We start from the raw sequence: 17,549 nt of genomic DNA, 5'->3' as shown, positions 1-17,549 counted from the left end.
ACACATTTTGCTCATTTTACCGCCCCGCTGTCGCGCGTAGAATCGTCGCCATACTCTTTCCTTCGAGGTCACATTATGAGCAACATTCTGATTATCAACGGTGCGAAAAAATTTGCGCACTCCAACGGCCAGCTGAATGACACCCTGACCGAGGTCGCGGACGGGTTCCTGCGCGACGCCGGGCATGATGTTAACGTCGTTCGCACCGACGGCGAGTACGATATCAAGGCCGAAGTGCAGAACTTCCTGTGGGCTGACGTGGTGATCTGGCAGATGCCGGGCTGGTGGATGGGCGCGCCGTGGACCATTAAAAAGTACATGGACGATGTCTTTACCGAAGGTCACGGCTCGCTGTACGCCAGCGATGGCCGCACCCGCTCAGACGCCTCAAAAAAATACGGTTCAGGCGGCCTGATTCAGGGTAAAAAATACATGCTCTCCCTGACCTGGAACGCCCCAATGGACGCCTTCACCGACGAAGACCAGTTCTTCCACGGCGTGGGCGTTGACGGTGTTTATCTGCCGTTCCACAAAGCGAACCAGTTCCTGGGCATGGAAGCACTGCCGACCTTTATCACCAACGACGTGATCAAAATGCCGGACGTGCCGCGCTATATCGCAGAATACCGCAAGCATCTGACGGAAATTTTTGCTTAACTGGAAGCTGGAATCATAAGGAGTGGACCATGCTTACCGTAATTGCTGAAATCCGTACCCGTCCTGGCCAACACCACCGTCAGGCGGTGCTGGATCAGTTTGCAAAAATTATCCCGGCCGTTTTAGACGAAGCGGGCTGCCACGGCTACGCGCCGATGGTGGACACTGCCGCAGGCGTCAGCTTCCAGACCACCGCCCCGGACTCAATCATCATGGTTGAGCAGTGGGAAACCGTGGCCCATCTGGAAGCCCACCTGCAAACCCCGCACATGAAAGCGTGGAGCGAAGCGGTGAAAGGGGATGTTCTGGAAACCCATATCCGTATTCTGGAGCAAGGGGTTTAAGTTTTGTGGTAACGCCGGGCAGCACTGCGTTTGCCCGGCCTACTTTTAAGCTCACCTGCTATGCTTATAGTCTTACGTGTTTGCTAACCGGAGGACGAAATGGGTATTTTCAGCTTCGTAAAAGAGGCAGGTGAAAAACTGTGGGACAACCTGACGGACCACAAAGGGCAAAGCGATAAAGTCGCAGACCATCTTAAAAAACTCAATATACCGGGTGCCGATAAGGTGCAGGTCAATGTGACCGACGGTAAAGCCAGCGTCACCGGCGACGGGCTGACGCAGGAACAGAAAGAAAAAATCCAGATTGCCGTGGGGAATATCGTGGGCGTCAGCGAGGTGGAAAACAATATCACCGCCAGTGACACCAGCGGCGAAGCCACTTACTACACGGTGAAATCCGGCGACACCCTCAGCGCCATCTCTAAAACCGTGTATGGCGATGCCTCGCAGTACAACAAAATCTTTGAAGCTAACCGGCCTATGCTCTCGAGCCCCGATAAAATTTATCCCGGGCAGACGCTGCGTATTCCGAAAGCCTGACCGTTGCGGCCCTCTCCTCGCAAAGAGGGCCGTTCTGTTTACCAGTACAGCTTCCAGCTCTGAGTACAACGCACCAGTGCTTCGACGTAGAAGTAATCCCCCCAGCTCGCGCATTCATCCACGCCTTTATTGCTGGCCAGATGGTAAACCGAGTGCTTCAGCACGCCGTTACCTTTCTCCGTTTTGCCCATCAGATAGTGCTTCGTCAACGAGGACATGATGCCCTGCGCCCACGCCTGATAGCGCTCTCTGTCCGGGTCGGTGACCGGCAGATGTTTTACCAGCTCCAGCAGGCCACACACCGCAATCGCCGCCGACGATGAATCGCGCAGCGCGTCGGTGCCCACCAGCGCCAGATCCCAGTGGCAGACGTAATCTTCCGGCAGACGGTTGAGGAAGTAATTCGCCAGCCGTTTCGACAGGTCGATCATCATTTTGTCGCCGGTATAGATGTAGCTCAGCAGGAAGCCATAAATCCCCCACGCCTGGCCGCGTGACCAGCAGGAGTCATCCGCATAGCCCTGCTGAGTGTTGCCGTAGCGCGGCGCGCCGGTTTTCACATCCATATAGTAAGTGTGGAACGTTGAAGCGTCTTCGCGAATCAGGTATTGCGCTGCCTGCATCACGTGGGCCTGCGCCGCATCGGCAAAGCGCGGATCGCCGGTCTGCTCGGTCGCCCAGTACAGCAGGGGGAGGTTCATGTTGCAGTCGATGATCATTCGTCCGGCCTGCTCGGGATCGCTCAGATCCCCCCACGCCTGGATGATCTTCGCCTTCTCATGGAAGCGTTCAAGCAGCGCTTCAGCCGCCAGCAGCGAGAAGCCGCGCGCCTCGCGGTCGCCGGTCAGTCGCCAGGCTGCCACGCAGGAGAGCGTGTACAAAAAGCCGAGATCGTGAGTATTGGTGTCATGACGACTGGCGATGCGCACGCCAAACGAGCGGGTGTGCTTCTCCGCCATCGCGCGGAATTTCTCGTCGCCGCTCATCTCCCACGCCAGCCACAGCTGGCCGGTCCAGAAGCTGGTGGTCCACTCGACATTTTCGGTCAGCGGATAGTAACCGTCCTGACAGGTTTCGGCCGGGAACTGCTCACCGAACTCGGTTAAATGACGGCTAATCAGCTCGAGGATATGGCTGCGCGCCGAACGTAATTCGTCGTTGAACGCACAAGCCTCGACCGGCACGGGAATATCAGCCAGCGGCTCCAGGGCGATATGATTTAACATTTTTCGGTTCCTTCTTTGACGGCAAAAATTAATGTGATGACGGTTGCTCTGACACGTTCAGCGCCCGGGTGCCGCGCCATTTGCTCTGACAGGCCGACAGCGTAAAGGCAGATATAACCGTAAAGGTCAGCGCCGTTGCGCCCATGATGATATAGGTCTGCTCAAAACCGATGCGGTCATACAGATAACCCGCCGGGGAGGAGACCACCACGTTGCCGACATACAGCATCGCCTGATAGCCCAGCAAATACATGGTGGCGTTAACCCGTTTATCGAAATGCTCGGCGATATATTTAAATACCGACACCAGCAGCAGACAGATTTCCAGACCGTACAGCGGTTTCAGCACCGAAATTAACAGATGGGAATCGCACATCCCGGAAATAATCAGTCGCGCACCGACCACCAGCCCAACAATTAACAACCCGCGCTTGGCACCAATAAAATTGACGAACAGCGGGATCACCATATACATCACGAATTCCATTCCGGACTGGACGGTACCCAGATAGCCAAATACCGCATTGCCCTGATGAATATCGTCGAAGAAGGTGACGAAATAGCGGGAGAACTGCTGCTCGGCGATAAACATCATCCACGCCACGCCCGCCACATACAGGCAGAAGGCCCAGAACTTGCGGCTGCGCAGCAGGGCATAGACATCTGACGGGGCGATTTTCTCTTTGGTCAGCACCTCGTCGGCATGAACGGAGTTAGTGTTCACTTTCAGGCTCAACAGGACGATAAGCATAATGACCGAGGCCACGCTGCCCATAATAAAGTTGTACGACGGTGAGAGGTTAAACAGCAGACCCGAGAACGAGGACGCCACCGCCCAGCCCAGCGATCCCCACATGCGGATCTGGCCAAACTCCATGCCGTTAAGCCGGCTGAAACGGTCGGAATAGGATTCGCACGCCGCCACGCCCGCATACCAGGCAAAGCTTAAATAGAGTGCGCCGATAATAATCCCCAGCAGGGTGTTGGACATTAACAGCGGCTGGTAAACGTAGATAAAGAACGGTGCCATCAGGGCCGACATCGCCACCACGAAATAGAGCAGATATTTGCTCATACCGATCTTATCCAGAATATAACCGTAGATCGGTTTCAGGATCACCGAGAAGATGCCGTTTACCGCAAATACAGTGCCAATCACCGAGCCGCTGAGATTTGCTTTTTGTCCAAGCCAGATGGCCAACAGACCAATACTTGCGGACCAGGTAAAGAAATAGAGAAAAATAAAACTGCTGATTTTGTAATATTCAGTTTTGTTACTCATACCATCCTCGCCAACATTCAGGTTCAGGGCTTATAAAAAGAACGACAGCTGACGTTCGTTTCCAGGCAGAGAAATAACGGCCTGGTTATTATTGATTTCCAACTGTGGGCTCACCGCCGCTTTATTAGCCTGTCCGGACGCCATCACCGCGCAGCACAGCCAGCTCTCCCCTTGCGCAAGGGTGGTGGTGAGCACCGGTATCGAGGCGCATTGAGCAAACATGATGCTGCTGTTCGGTGGGGTGACGATGCTGTCAGGCTCACGGGCAATGGCGGGCGAGAGATCGACAATCGCGCTGCTGCCGTTAGTGGCATGCAGCCAGCTGCCGCGCCCCTGCATGTGATGCTCGGTTTTCATCACCGCAAACCCCCCCTCAACCGTTTGCAGGGTGCGGGCACTGTTAATGCGGTGCAGGCGAAGATGCCACTCGCCGAACGGCACCAGCCAGGTATCGACCATCACGTCCTGCCACGGGGACCAGCGCGAGAAGATGTAGTTTTCGTCCACCCGCACCTGCTCGCATTCACGGCGTCCGCGGAAGTAGTTATCGCCATCCGCCAGCAGCAGCATCGAGTCGCAGGCGGCGTGTTTTATGCCAAAACGCCCACGCTCAATGGTGAAGCCAAAGCGGCTGGAGTAGGCAAATTTGGTGTATTTCGCCTCGGTGTTGACGTAGTTGTTCAGCTCCAGCTGTCCGGCGGTGAGCATCTGAACATCGTCGGCCTGCATCAGGATCTGTTGGGCGTGTGGTATCACGCGCGTTTCGGCAAGCGCTGGCAGCGGTTGTTCTTCCGCCTGCCAGAACGGATGCGCATCCGGCAGCGCCAGGATCAGATAGGTTTTCAGCGTCCAGTACGGCGAGCCGGGCGAGTTGTAGTCCTCACACATCGCCAGATTCGGGTAGGCAAAGCCGAGGGTTAAAATCCCGTCGCGATCGGTAATCGGCTGCTGCTGCCACCAGCGCAGATGGCGGAGGATCACCCCTTTTACGATCCCCGGGGTGAAGACATCCAGCCCGGAAAAAGCCACCGCGCTCCAGAAGGCGACCATCGCAAAGCGATAGGTCAAGCTGCGGCCAAACGGCACCGAGGCACCGTCGGCAGCAGACAGGTAAATGAAGTCTTCGGCGAACTGGCGTGAACGCTGGCGCAGTATTTCAGCGCGCGTCTCATCGCCGCTCAGGGTGGCGTAGATCAATCCGTAGAAGTGAAACGCCATTGAGATGTAATAATCTTTCGGGCGACCCACGCCGTCGGAGTACCAGCCCTCCCCCAGGTAGTAGGCATCCATCATTGCGAAGCGACGGTCGATGGCCTGCTGGTCGTAGGGCAAACCGGCGCGCTTAAAGCCGAGCTGCACCATGATGGCGAAGTAGTTCCAGTTGCTGTCCGGCATTTGCGCATCGGTGATTTGGTTCAGCCATGCGTACAGGTTGGCCAGTTCACGCTCGGTAAAGTGCGCCGTGAGCCTGTCCTGCAGCAGGGTCAGCCCCAGGCCATAGGCCGCCATCTCCACCAGCCGCTGATCGTAAGGCTGGGTGTCGCCCCAGTAGCCCGGGCTTTGCTGGTCAGTACCGATTTTGATTGCCGCGATGTATTTGTCGCTGAACGGGGTGCTGTCGCCTGCGGCCATCAGTGGGAACAGCCCCCACAGCACCCGGGACAATCCTTCCATCTGCGCCACGTCGGTGGCGTAGTGGGCGCAGGTCTCCCCCAGCGAAAAGCGTGAGCTGCCCGCCGGAAACTGCTTGTCTACCGCCGCCAGCATCGTGTTCAGGGCCGTCACCAGATCCTGACGGGTAGACAACGGATTTGATTTTTCTTTCTGTGCCGCCAACATGCGCTCGTCCTCGTAATCAACTGCGGCAAAGAATAGTTAATCAGCAAGGGGCAGAAATGTTAGCCCGGTCACACCCGCGAGAGATGCATGAACCCGCAGTTGAGGAAATTTAAAAAGGTGGTTTATAAAGGGCAAGGGAAAGGGAAAAGTTGAGTTTTATTGCACTATGCGCCACACGCCAACTGCGGAACATCTTGAGCTTATCACGCTGAATGACACCCTCGTGTCGTTCAGTCGCCTGTTCGCCAACACCGTGCGCTATCACCACTGGCACCAGTGCCTGGAAATCCTGTATGTCGAAGAGGGCTTTGGCATCGCGATTGTCGATAACCGCCACTACACCATGCGCCCGGGGCGGCTATTTTTCTTCCCCCCCTTTACCCTGCACAAGGTGATGGTCGATCCGCAAGCCGAAGCCAGCTACCGCCGCACCATTATTCACCTCGACCAGCACGCGGTGCTGAAAGCACTGCGCGATTTCCCTCAGACCCAGCAGCGGCTGCAGAAGCTGTCTCAGCGCGGAGGAGAAGCGTGGGTGGCGGATATGGCACACTGCCATAGCCATCTCGATCACCTGTTCAGCTGCTATCAGCCGCCGATGAACAGTGAACAGGTGGCCGGCCTGCTAATCGGCCTGTTTGCCATGCTGCCGCACGACGATAAGGGGCAAACCGGGAACAGTCAGGGGATCGCCAGCCAGGTCATGTTCTGGCTTGATGAGCATTACCAGCAGAAATTCAGCCTCGACGCGCTGGCGGGCGAAATGGGGAAATCCCGCAGCTACGTGTCGCGCAAGTTCCATGCGGAAACGGGCGAAAAAATTCACGATTACCTGAACACGCTACGGCTGCGCAAAGCCTGCGAAAGCCTGCTGCACTCTGACGCGAGCGTGCGCGACATCGCCGCGCGGGTGGGATTTTCGGATGTGACGTACTTTATTAGCGCCTTTAAAAAGGGCATCGGCGAGACGCCGTTGCAGTACCGCAAGAGTCATCGTGCGGCCTGATGCGCTTATATGTTTAAATCACTTCAGTTATTCGCCCACAGGAAAAAGGTTTTATTGTTTAATAATAAGCAAAAGCAATAAATCCACATATTCTATTCACCCTATAAATATATTCAGTTTTTCTTAAACACTTATTCACCCGGAAATCGGACATTATGTCCGATTGTGCAATTTTTATGTGATTTAAGCCTCATACCCTTTTCTATATTTTTCTGTATTATCAAAACACATACTGAAACGCATCAATAAATAAAATAGAGCCAATGACATCAATATTAGCCCTTCAGATTAAACCAGTACTTAACTATATGAAATGCATTATTCACCTTTGAATAGCCCTACCCATTACCTGAGCAAGGATGAAAAATGCCCCATTGTTATAAACAGCTACGTCAACGTTTTATTCTTTCAGAACTTAAACGGCAAAAGAAAATAACAGTAAAATCAATTGCCAGTACGTTAGGTGTTACAGAGCGTACTATTCGCCGTGATATTCACATCCTGGAGAAAGCTGGCATTATCCAAATTCATTACGGCGGAGCGGAACTATTGAGCGAAAAAGAAGCATCGCCCTATAAAGAAAATAAACTTTATCTCCACACTAATATGGATATTAATGTGTTTAATCTCACACCCCCAGTACCTAAAAAGAGCGGCCGCGTATTTATTCTTGGTTCTTTTAATACGGACCTGGTCTACCGTTTACAACATTTTCCCGAATCGGGCGAGACCACACGTGCCCTTTACTCCTGTTGTTTACCTGGCGGCAAAGGCAGCAATCAGGCCGTAGCGGCCTGTATGGCAAGCGCGCGTACCCATTTTGCCGCGAAGGTCGGCGAGGACGATTTTGCGCATAAGGCGCGGAAATTCCTTGGCAATGTGGGCCTCGAAGCGCTGACGTTATTCACCCAGCCCGATGTGCCAACCGGCAGCGCGGTGGTGATGGTATCGGAAGAGGCCGGTGACAACGCTATCGTCATCAACCCCGGCGCAAATCAGACGATCGGCCCCGATGAGGTGATCGCCTGCTATGACGCTATCAGCGAGTCCGACGTCTTCCTAACGCAGATGGAAAACAACCCTGACGCCACCGCAATGGCACTGAAATTCGCCCACACCTGTGGGATAACCACCATTTTTAATCCCGCCCCCTGGCGTGAAGATGTCCTTGAGCTGCTGCCCTGGGCAACCATAGTGACCCCAAATCTGACTGAGGCGGAATCCATTACGGGCTCACCGATCCGTACCGAGCAAGAGATCCGCAGTGCCGCCGAAACTATTCATCGGCTGGGGCCGCAAATCGTCATTATCACCCTGGGCAGTAAAGGCTGCTGGCTTTTTGACGGTGAGCAGCACCGCGCATTTCCTGCCTTCCCGGCCGTCAACATTGATACCGCCGGTGCAGGCGACGCCTTTAATGGTGCATTAGCCGCACAGCTCGCGAGTGGAAAAAACATCACCACCGCGCTGATTTACGCCAGCGCTTTCGCCTCGCTGGCCGTTGAACGCGAAGGTGCCTCCAATATGCCGGAACACAGCGCCGTTCTTGAAAGACTGAACCCAATGATGAATTAAATCCTCTTACGACGTTATCCGGGAAATAAAATGAAAAAGATATTTTCGCTGCTCGTTCTTGTACTCGTTTCACTTTCCGCTGCCGCAGAACAAAAATATGGTTGGGGGAATATCCATTTTGATTATCAGTCCTGGGACGCTGGGGTAAAAGATTTAGAATATGAACAGGCGCTGATTGGTATTGAAGGTGGAATGGGGTTCGACTGGGGAGAAATGTACGGCTTTTACGATTTCGAAAACATTCTCGATCACGAAGGCAACCAGGGCCAAACTGCCAATGGTGAAATCCATACCTATTTATGGAACACCGGCGCCAGCCTTTTTACTAAGGTATATAACTCGCAAAACCCTGATTTCAAAGAGACAAATCAGTTTATCGGTATTGGCTATACCGACCTTAAAGGCGACGACTGGTGGTTTAAACCGTGGATAGCCAGACAATATGTTACTGCACATAATAATTTTGGCCCTGCTTACGATATTAACGGGCTCAATGGTTTTACCCTTGGCTGGAATGCCGGGTACGCCTTTCAGCTATTTAACCATAATTTCTTATTATCAAACTGGAATGAAATTGAATTAGATCGCAATAGCGACTACTCCGCCAATAATAATGGAAGCGAAGGACTTAATGGTGGACTGAACCTGACATGGAAAATCACCTCCCATATATCAACCACCGTCATGTACCGTTATTTCTATAACAAACTGGGCGCCGACGGGTACGGAGATATCCTCATCTATCGTCTGGCTTATGATTTCTAATCAAAGGAATATATTGCTATGTTAACCACACAATGGCCAGCGTTAACGCTGGAAAAAAGAGTGTCGCTGATGTCAGTTCCGACCAGCGGACGCATCCCAGTCGTCATTGACAGCGATACATATAATGAAATCGACGATCAGATCGCTATCGCCTGGGCTTACCTTCGTTCGGATCGTATCGATCTACAGGCGGTGTACGCCGCCCCGTTCACTAACCATTTTTTTGGCGAAGGGAGTTCACATACTTACGTCGACAACCCCGCCACTGGCATGACGCTCAGCTATGAAGAGATCCACCAGGTCTTTGAAAAACTCCCGCTGCGTCAGCCGCAGCCCGCCATATTTAAAGGCGCGACGCGCTATCTGACCAACAGCGATGCGCCGGAATGTTCACTCGCTGTCGCGGATCTGATCTCCCGCGCCCGCGCCGCCACGCAGACTCTACAGGTGTTAAGCATTGGCGCGCCGACTAATATTGCAAACGCGCTGCTGATCGCCCCCGATATTATTGAAAAAATTCATCTGATTTGGCTTGGTGGCAATAGCTACGAATGGAAGGACAACCAGGAATTCAATCTGATGCAGGATATCGTCGCCAGCCGCGTGCTGTTTGATAGCGGCGTGGCGCTAACGCAGATCCCCTGCTTCGGCGTGGCGAACTGCATGGCGACCTCCGTGCCGGAAATGCAGTTCTATTTCACCAACACCAGCCGTATTGGCCACTATTTCGCAGAGATAGCCCCGCGCTGCCCGTGGATCGGTTTCGCTTCACGTAAGGTTATCTGGGATATCACCACCGTCGGGTACATCCTGGATCCTCAGTGGTACACCTGCGAGTATCGGCCCGCGCCGCTGATTAATGACACTCTCAACTGGAGCTTCGACAACCGCCGCCATCTGATTCGGGTGGTGAAGTTTATTGAGAGAGACAACCTGTTTAATGATCTGTTTCGCAAGATTATCGACGCGGATAAGGAGTGATAATGCAAATAGCTATTCTTTGTCTCGGTATCGTTGTGCTGTTGGCGATAGCGCTGCTCTTTTCCGCCAATCGCCGGGCGATTAACCTGCGCACCGTCGGCGGCGCATTTGCGATCCAGGCCGGGCTGGCGGCATTTATTTTATACGTCCCGGCGGGGGAAAGAGTTCTGCTGTCCATCTCCAACAGCCTCTCCGGAGTGCTCGCCTTCTCTTCCGAGGGGATCAACTTTCTGTTTGGCGATCTGGGCCGCTTTAAAATGGGCTTCCTGTTTGCCTTCCACGTCCTACCGATCATTATCTTTATGTCGGCGCTGTTCTCGGTACTCTACTACCTGGGCATTATGCAGTGGGTCATTCGCCTTGTCGGGACAGGTATTCATAAGCTGCTGAAAACCAGCCCGGCGGAATCGATGGCGGCGACAGCCAACATTTTTGCCGGTAATACGGATGTGTTTGTGCTGATGCGCCCGTATGCGCCGAAAATGACCCGCTCTGAGCTGTTCGCCCTGATGTGCGGCGGCGTGGCGTCCATCGCCGGTTCGGTGCTGGTCGGCTATGCCTCTATGGGTATAGAGATCCGTTATCTGGTCGCCGCCTCGTTTATGTCTGCACCTGGCGGCCTGCTGATGGCTAAAATCCTCTATCCCGAAACCGAAGCGGACAACATTGCCGATGTCTCCGGCGAGATGGCAAACGGAGATGAGAAGCCGATAAATATCGTCGAAGCGGCCACTAACGGCGCGAGTTCGGGGCTGAAACTGGCGGTAAACGTCGGGGCGATGCTGTTGGCGCTTATCGCGCTGATTGCTATGGTTAACGGCCTGCTCGGCTGGATGTTCAGCCTGTTCGGGATGGACAACATCACGCTACAGCTGATTTTCAGCTATCTCTTTGCCCCTGTCGCCTGGCTGCTTGGCGTGCCCACAACGGAGATCCTCGAAGTGGGCAACCTGCTCGGCCAGAAACTGGTCCTCAACGAATTTGTCGCCTACTCCAGCTTTATTCCGTTGAAAGAGAGCCTGTCTGAATATTCGCAGATAATTTCGATTATGGCGCTGGCGGGGTTCGCGAATCTTTCAGCCCCTGCGGCTTTGATTGGCGTACTGGGTGGTATCGCCCCGGCGCATAAGAGTTTTATTGCGAAAATGGGGGGAAAAGTCATTCTTGCCGGTACGCTTTCAAACCTGATGAGCGCCGCGCTGACAGGGCTGTTTTATCTGATCGCCCAATAAAAAACGGGGGGAAGCCTGTTTCCCCCGTTTTCAGATAACATAAACCGACGTGATGCTTAGCCTTCGATGTCCGCCAGGTCACCCTTCTCCTGCAACCAGTTGCGGCGGTCTTCCGAACGCTTCTTGGCCAGCAGCATATCCATCATCGCGTTGGTCTGCTGCTCGTCTTCATCGCTGATGGTCAACTGTACCAGACGGCGAGTGTTCGGATCGAGCGTGGTTTCGCGCAGCTGCAGCGGGTTCATCTCGCCCAGCCCTTTAAAGCGCTGCACGTTCGGTTTGCCCTTCTTACGCTTAAGCTGATCCAGCACGCCGGCTTTCTCTTCTTCCGTCAGGGCGTAATAGACCTCTTTGCCGAGATCGATACGGTATAACGGCGGCAGCGCCACGTGAACATGGCCGTTCTTCACCAGCGCGCGGAAGTGCTTCACGAACAGCGCGCACAGCAGAGTGGCAATGTGCAGACCATCAGAGTCCGCATCCGCCAGAATACAAACCTTACCGTAGCGCAACTGGCTCAGATCGTCACTGTCCGGATCCATGCCGATCGCCACGGAAATGTCGTGCACTTCCTGCGAGGCCAGCACTTCATCGGAAGAGACTTCCCAGGTATTAAGGATCTTGCCCTTCAGCGGCATGATCGCCTGATATTCGCGATCGCGCGCCTGCTTGGCAGAACCGCCCGCCGAGTCTCCTTCGACAAGGAACAGCTCGGTACGATTCAGATCCTGCGCGGTGCAGTCCGCCAGCTTGCCCGGCAGCGCCGGACCGCTGGTGAGCTTTTTACGTACCACTTTCTTCGCCGCACGCATTCGGCGCTGGGCGCTGGAGATCGCTAGTTCCGCCAGCATTTCGGCAGTCTGAATATTCTGGTTCAGCCACAGGCTAAAGGCATCTTTCACCACGCCAGAGACGAATGCCGCACACTGACGTGAAGAGAGACGCTCTTTGGTCTGCCCGGCAAACTGCGGATCCTGCATCTTGACCGACAGCACGTAGGCGCAGCGATCCCAGATATCTTCCGCCGACAGCTTCACGCCGCGCGGCAGGATATTGCGGTATTCGCAGAACTCGCGCATCGCATCCAGCAGACCCTGACGCAGACCGTTAACGTGAGTACCGCCCTGCATGGTCGGGATCAGGTTAACGTAGCTTTCGGTCAGCAGCTCGCCGCCTTCCGGCAGCCACAGCAGCGCCCAGTCCACCGCTTCCGTATCACTGGAAAAGTTACCGACAAACGGTTTTTCCGGCAGGGTTGGCAGGCCGTTTACCGCTTCGCACAGATAATCGGTGAGACCATCCTGATAGCACCAGCGCTGCTCGCTGTTGTTGACCTCATCCTTAAAGGTGATTTCAACCCCAGGGCACAGTACGGCTTTGGCTTTCAGAATGTGCGTTAAGCGCGAGACAGAGAAACGTGGGCTATCAAAGAAGCTTTCATCCGGCCAGAAGTGGACGCTGGTGCCGGTATTGCGTTTCCCGCAGGTGCCGATGACCTGCAACTCTTGCACTTTGTCGCCGTTCTCAAACGCAATATTGTGCACCTGGCCGTCGCGGCGCACGGTGACTTCAACACGTTTTGACAGGGCGTTCACCACGGAGATACCGACCCCGTGCAAGCCCCCCGAGAACTGGTAATTTTTGTTGGAGAACTTGCCGCCCGCGTGCAGACGACAGAGGATCAGCTCAACCGCCGGGACACCCTCTTCCGGGTGGATATCGACGGGCATGCCGCGACCGTCGTCGATGACTTCCAGCGACTGATCGGCATGCAGGATCACGTCAATGCGTTTGGCATGCCCCGCCAGCGCTTCGTCCACGCTGTTATCAATAACTTCCTGGCCCAGATGGTTTGGGCGCGTGGTATCGGTATACATCCCCGGACGGCGGCGAACCGGCTCAAGCCCGGTGAGTACCTCAATGGCATCAGCGTTATAGGTTTGCGTCATGATTTAAACTAGCAATTCGCAGCGATTGTCAGAGGCTTTGCAGTCCAAGAAAATCGACAATCTGGGTGAAATGATCCTCAAAGCCCGTGAAAGCATGGTTCCCGCCTTCTTCTATAGTCTGGCGGCAGGAGGCGTAATACGCCACTGCCTGGCGGTAATCCAGCACTTCATCACCCGTCTGTTGTAGCAGCCAGAGGAGATCGGGCGCTTCAAGCGGGTCTACCTGCATAACTTTGAGGTCGTAAATATGGCGAGACTCTAGCACATATTGCTGTCCGGTGTAGGGGTTCTCGTTGTGGCCAAGATAGCCGACCAGCAGCTCAAAAGGCCGCACCGCCGGGTTCACCACCACCGCTGGCACCATAAAGCACTGAGACAGCCAGGTGGCGTAGTAACCTCCGAGCGATGAGCCCACCACGCCGAACGGCTCGCCGCCGTGGGCCAGCACAATCGACTCCAGCATCTCGGCAGCCTCGGCCGGGTACGGCGGCAGCTGCGGGACGATCATCTCGATATGCGGATGATGAACGGTCAGCCATTGATGGAACAGCGTCGCTTTTGCGGAACGCGGGGAGCTGTTAAAACCATGCAGATAGAGGAGCGCAGACATCAGTATCCTTCTGAGGCGGTATCCGGGCGGAACTGCGCGCTTTGCAGGCGGCAGACCTCGGTCGTCAACGAGCCATCAGCATGCAGTTCCAGCCAGCGCCAGCCCGGCGCAACGGTATCTAACGTGAAGTTGGCGCAGTGCGGTTTAAACTGCACGCAGGTGGATGGCGTGGCCAGCAGGCGGCGCCCGTTCCAGTTGAGATCCTGTTCCTGGTGAATGTGTCCGCAGAGCAAGTTGTTGACCCGTGGGAACTTCATCAGCACGCGATCCAGGGCCGCGGAGTTGCGCAGGCTGTGCTGATCGAGCCAGCTGCATCCCGCCGGCAGCGGATGATGATGCAGTAATAACAGGGTGTGACGTTCCGGCTCGGCCAGCAGTTTGTTTTCGAGCCATTCGAGCTGAAACTCGCTCAGCTCGCCGTGCGGCACGCCGAAAACCTGGCTGTCGAGCAGCAATATTTGCCAGTTGTCGCCTGGGTAAATTCGTTTTGCAGGTGAGATCCCCGCATCCTGCAGCGCGCTGTACATCGCAGGCTGGAAATCGTGATTACCCGGTAACCAGACGCAGGGAACGTTAAAGCTCGCGATACCTTCAGCAAAATGCTGATACGCCGCGGCCGTTTGATCCTGCGCCAAATCGCCCGTGGCGACAATCAGGTCACATTCGCGCTGCTGTGCATGAATGGCATTCAGAACAGCGTGATAGCTCTCCCAGGTATTCACTCCCAACAGGGTTTCATGCTTTTTGGCAAACAGGTGAGTATCGGTAATTTGTAATACCCTGACTGGCGCCCCACCAGCAACAGTCAGGTTCAACAGGCTTTCCAAATGGTGTCCTTAGGTAGGTTTCACGACGCTAACAAACCGGAATCGCCATCGCTCCATGTGCAAAACAGTATCTTAACCAATCGGCCAGAAACTGATTAATTTGATGCTTTTCGTCACGTTGATGCAACTTTTTATTTGGGTAATCATACCGCGCTTTGAAGCGGAAGATCTGCTGGCTTGAACACACTTCAGCCACCATCGCGTCATGATAAAGACGGACCGTCATCGACGGCAGGCTCCAGTAGCTGATCGCGGGCACCGTTTGATCGATTTCAACCAGCGTAGTGTAACGGGTCGATTCGACGATCGTTAACCGATACTGCGCGTTGCTCACCTGATAGCTCACTGTTTCGCCGGGCGCGTCGGTGCGCGGCAGCAATCGGCGCAGCTGGGCGAAATTGGTTTCGCACAGGCGCATCATTTCAGGGAAGTCAGGTGTATAACGCTTCATTTTGTCCACTCGTGTCTTAAGTCTTGATAATGCAGCTGTAGCCATTGCAATGCGATGACAGAGGCTGCGTTGTCGATTTTCCCCTCTTCTACCCATTGATAAGCCTGCTCCCGACTTACCACATGAACACGAATATCTTCGTTTTCATCAGCCAGACCGTGAATACCTTGCGCGGTCGTAGCGTCCACTTCCCCCACCAGAACCGACAGACGTTCGCTGGTTCCTCCGGGGCTTGCCAGATAGTTCGAAATCGGTTTTGTGCGTCCAACCACAAGCCCGGCCTCTTCCATCGCCTCACGACGGGCGACATCGTCGGGGGTTTCACCCGTTTCGACCATCCCGGCGACCATCTCCAGCAGCCAGGGGCTGGCGCTGGTATCCAGCGCGGCAATCCGAATCTGCTCTACCAGTACCACTTCGTCACGCACTGGGTCAAAGGGTAGCAACACTGCAGCGTGCCCGCGCTCAAAAATTTCGCGCTTCACTTCGCCGCTCATTTCACCGTTAAATAGACGGTGGCGAAAACGGTATAACTCCAGTGAAAAAAAACCGCTGTACAGCGTTTCCCGTGCAATAATTTCTACATCGTTTTTTGTGAAAGTCACTGGCATGTTTTCTGGTTTATCCACCTTGGCCTCCCGGTACAAATGGTGACATTAATGTCAAATTCAATTCTGCTAAACTGCGGTTTCTACTACAGTATGGTAAATTGGTGCACGTTACCGCCGGATGGCACGGAACGCCAACCTTTTGCAGTGGCGAAGTCTGCTAGAATCGGGTAAATAAATTTTAATTAGATCAGCGCTAACAAAGCTTCACAACAAGGAAAGCAAATGAAGAAATTGCTCCCCATCCTCATCGGCCTGAGCCTGACGGGTTTCAGTGCGTTGAGCCAGGCAGAAGACCTGATGCAGGTATATAAACAGGCACGTCAGAGCAACCCGGAACTGCGTAAGTCCGCTGCCGATCGTGATTCTGCATTTGAAAAGATTAACGAAGCACGTAGCCCATTATTACCACAGCTGGGTTTAGGTGCCGATTATACCTATAACAATGGTTACCGTGATGCGAACGGCGTCGACTCCAACGTCACCAGTGGTTCACTGCAGTTAACCCAAACGCTGTTCGATATGTCGAAATGGCGTCAGCTGACCCTGCAGGAAAAAGCGGCCGGTATTCAGGATGTGACCTTCCAGACTGACCAGCAAACGCTGATCCTCAATACGGCAACTGCCTATTTTAAAGTGCTGAACGCGATCGATACCCTGACCTATACCGAATCGCAGAAACAGGCAATTTACCGTCAGTTAGATCAAACCACTCAGCGTTTTAACGTGGGTCTGGTTGCCATTACCGACGTCCAGAACGCCCGTTCACAGTACGACAGCGTGCTGGCGAATGAAGTGACTGCCCGTAACGATCTGGATAACGCGCTCGAAGAGCTGCGCCAGGTGACCGGCACGTACTACCCGCAGCTGGCCTCGCTGAACGTTGACAGCTTCAAAACCGACAAGCCGCAGGCGGTGAATGCCCTGCTGAAAGAAGCTGAAAACCGTAACCTCAGCCTGCTGCAGGCGCGTCTGAGCCAGGATCTTGCCCGTGAGCAAATCCGTCAAGCCCAGGACGGCCATATGCCAACCCTGAGCCTGAGCGCATCAACGGGTGTATCGAACACCAGCTATAGCGGTTCAAGAACGGGCAACGGTCAGTATAACGACAGCGATGTCGGTCAGAACAAAGTGGGCCTGAACTTCTCCCTGCCACTGTACCAGGGCGGCCAGGTCACCTCTCAGGTCAAACAGGCGCAGTACAACTTTGTTGGCGCCAGCGAGCAGCTTGAAAGCGCGCATCGCAGCGTTGTGCAGACCGTGCGTTCATCCTTCAACAACGTGAACGCCTCTGTCAGCAGCATCAACGCTTACAAACAGGCCGTGGTTTCTGCTCAGAGCTCCCTGGATGCAATGGAAGCAGGTTACTCCGTCGGTACGCGTACCATCGTTGACGTGTTGAACGCGACGACCACGCTGTACAACGCGAAGCAACAGCTCTCTAACGCCCGTTACACCTACCTGATTAACCAACTGAACATTAAGTCTGCGCTGGGTACGCTTAACGAGCAGGATCTGCTGGCGCTTAACGGCGCACTGGGTAAACCGATCTCCACCGCGCCAGACGCCGTGGCACCGGAAACCCCACAGCAGAACGCGTCAGCGGACGGTTACCCGGCTACCGCCGCAGTCCGTAACTGATGTCACAACCCGGTCT

General features: G+C 54.4%; 17 protein-coding genes. 9 read left to right on the top strand and 8 right to left on the bottom strand.

Annotation, left to right across the window (positions count from 1 at the left end):
- Positions 1-75: 75 nt before the first annotated feature.
- From M8014_RS22245 to lysM, 3 genes are all read left to right on the top strand, one after another.
- A complete protein-coding gene (locus M8014_RS22245; protein ID WP_271284532.1) occupies positions 76-657 on the top strand; it encodes an NAD(P)H-dependent oxidoreductase in 582 nt (193 codons plus the stop codon).
- 29 nt (positions 658-686) lie between these two features.
- The gene (locus M8014_RS22240; RefSeq protein WP_271268157.1) at positions 687-1,001 is read left to right on the top strand and encodes a putative quinol monooxygenase; all 315 of its coding nucleotides are present in this window, start codon (positions 687-689) and stop codon (positions 999-1,001) included.
- 99 nt (positions 1,002-1,100) lie between these two features.
- Entirely contained in the window at positions 1,101-1,541 is a 441-nt protein-coding gene (lysM, locus tag M8014_RS22235; protein ID WP_271284531.1) for a peptidoglycan-binding protein LysM, read from the top strand.
- Between the two features lie 38 nt (positions 1,542-1,579).
- Here lysM and M8014_RS22230 read toward each other — a convergent pair whose 3' ends face one another.
- The 3 genes from M8014_RS22230 to M8014_RS22220 are packed head-to-tail and all read right to left on the bottom strand — an operon-like array spanning position 1,580 to position 5,888.
- Complete coding sequence (locus M8014_RS22230; protein WP_271284530.1) at positions 1,580-2,767, bottom strand: glycoside hydrolase family 88 protein; 1,188 nt, start codon at positions 2,765-2,767, stop codon at positions 1,580-1,582.
- 28 nt (positions 2,768-2,795) lie between these two features.
- The gene (locus M8014_RS22225) at positions 2,796-4,049 is read right to left on the bottom strand and encodes an oligosaccharide MFS transporter (RefSeq protein ID WP_271284529.1); all 1,254 of its coding nucleotides are present in this window, start codon (positions 4,047-4,049) and stop codon (positions 2,796-2,798) included.
- A gap of 30 nt (positions 4,050-4,079) precedes the next feature.
- Positions 4,080-5,888 (bottom strand): DUF2264 domain-containing protein, encoded by a 1,809-nt coding sequence (locus tag M8014_RS22220; protein ID WP_271284528.1) that lies wholly within the window; start codon positions 5,886-5,888, stop codon positions 4,080-4,082.
- Positions 5,889-6,054: 166 nt separating this feature from the next.
- Between M8014_RS22220 and M8014_RS22215 the strand changes: the two genes are divergently transcribed.
- The 5 genes from M8014_RS22215 (at position 6,055) to M8014_RS22195 (ending at position 11,447) form a co-directional block, all read left to right on the top strand.
- Entirely contained in the window at positions 6,055-6,894 is an 840-nt protein-coding gene (locus M8014_RS22215) for a helix-turn-helix transcriptional regulator (RefSeq protein WP_271284527.1), read from the top strand.
- 366 nt (positions 6,895-7,260) lie between these two features.
- Positions 7,261-8,469 (top strand): PfkB family carbohydrate kinase, encoded by a 1,209-nt coding sequence (locus M8014_RS22210; RefSeq protein ID WP_271284526.1) that lies wholly within the window; start codon positions 7,261-7,263, stop codon positions 8,467-8,469.
- 30 nt (positions 8,470-8,499) lie between these two features.
- The gene (locus tag M8014_RS22205; protein ID WP_271284525.1) at positions 8,500-9,234 is read left to right on the top strand and encodes an outer membrane protein OmpK; all 735 of its coding nucleotides are present in this window, start codon (positions 8,500-8,502) and stop codon (positions 9,232-9,234) included.
- Between the two features lie 18 nt (positions 9,235-9,252).
- Positions 9,253-10,215 (top strand): nucleoside hydrolase, encoded by a 963-nt coding sequence (locus M8014_RS22200; RefSeq protein WP_271284524.1) that lies wholly within the window; start codon positions 9,253-9,255, stop codon positions 10,213-10,215.
- Positions 10,216-10,217: 2 nt separating this feature from the next.
- Positions 10,218-11,447 (top strand): NupC/NupG family nucleoside CNT transporter, encoded by a 1,230-nt coding sequence (locus M8014_RS22195; protein ID WP_271284523.1) that lies wholly within the window; start codon positions 10,218-10,220, stop codon positions 11,445-11,447.
- Between the two features lie 56 nt (positions 11,448-11,503).
- Here M8014_RS22195 and parE read toward each other — a convergent pair whose 3' ends face one another.
- The 5 genes from parE to nudF are packed head-to-tail and all read right to left on the bottom strand — an operon-like array spanning position 11,504 to position 15,895.
- The gene (parE, locus tag M8014_RS22190) at positions 11,504-13,396 is read right to left on the bottom strand and encodes a DNA topoisomerase IV subunit B (RefSeq protein ID WP_271284522.1); all 1,893 of its coding nucleotides are present in this window, start codon (positions 13,394-13,396) and stop codon (positions 11,504-11,506) included.
- A 28-nt stretch (positions 13,397-13,424) separates the two neighbouring features.
- The gene (gene yqiA, locus M8014_RS22185; protein ID WP_271284521.1) at positions 13,425-14,006 is read right to left on the bottom strand and encodes an esterase YqiA; all 582 of its coding nucleotides are present in this window, start codon (positions 14,004-14,006) and stop codon (positions 13,425-13,427) included.
- Positions 14,006-14,833: a 3',5'-cyclic-AMP phosphodiesterase gene (cpdA, locus tag M8014_RS22180; protein ID WP_271284520.1), complete on the bottom strand. Its 828-nt coding sequence runs from the start codon at positions 14,831-14,833 to the stop codon at positions 14,006-14,008. The genes yqiA and cpdA overlap by 1 nt, the downstream gene beginning before the upstream one ends.
- Positions 14,834-14,861: 28 nt before the next feature.
- Positions 14,862-15,284: a DUF1249 family protein gene (locus M8014_RS22175; protein ID WP_271284519.1), complete on the bottom strand. Its 423-nt coding sequence runs from the start codon at positions 15,282-15,284 to the stop codon at positions 14,862-14,864.
- Entirely contained in the window at positions 15,281-15,895 is a 615-nt protein-coding gene (nudF, locus tag M8014_RS22170; protein WP_271284633.1) for an ADP-ribose diphosphatase, read from the bottom strand. The genes M8014_RS22175 and nudF overlap by 4 nt, the downstream gene beginning before the upstream one ends.
- A gap of 222 nt (positions 15,896-16,117) precedes the next feature.
- Between nudF and tolC the strand changes: the two genes are divergently transcribed.
- Positions 16,118-17,533, top strand: coding sequence for an outer membrane channel protein TolC (gene tolC / locus M8014_RS22165; protein WP_271284518.1), 1,416 nt, complete (start codon positions 16,118-16,120; stop codon positions 17,531-17,533).
- Positions 17,534-17,549: the final 16 nt, after the last annotated feature.

Source organism: Silvania hatchlandensis (assembly GCF_025564065.1).
GTDB classification, from domain to species: domain Bacteria; phylum Pseudomonadota; class Gammaproteobacteria; order Enterobacterales; family Enterobacteriaceae; genus Enterobacter; species Enterobacter hatchlandensis.
The sequence above is the reverse complement of the archived record's forward strand: the minus strand, read 5'-3'. Positions and strand labels throughout refer to the sequence as shown.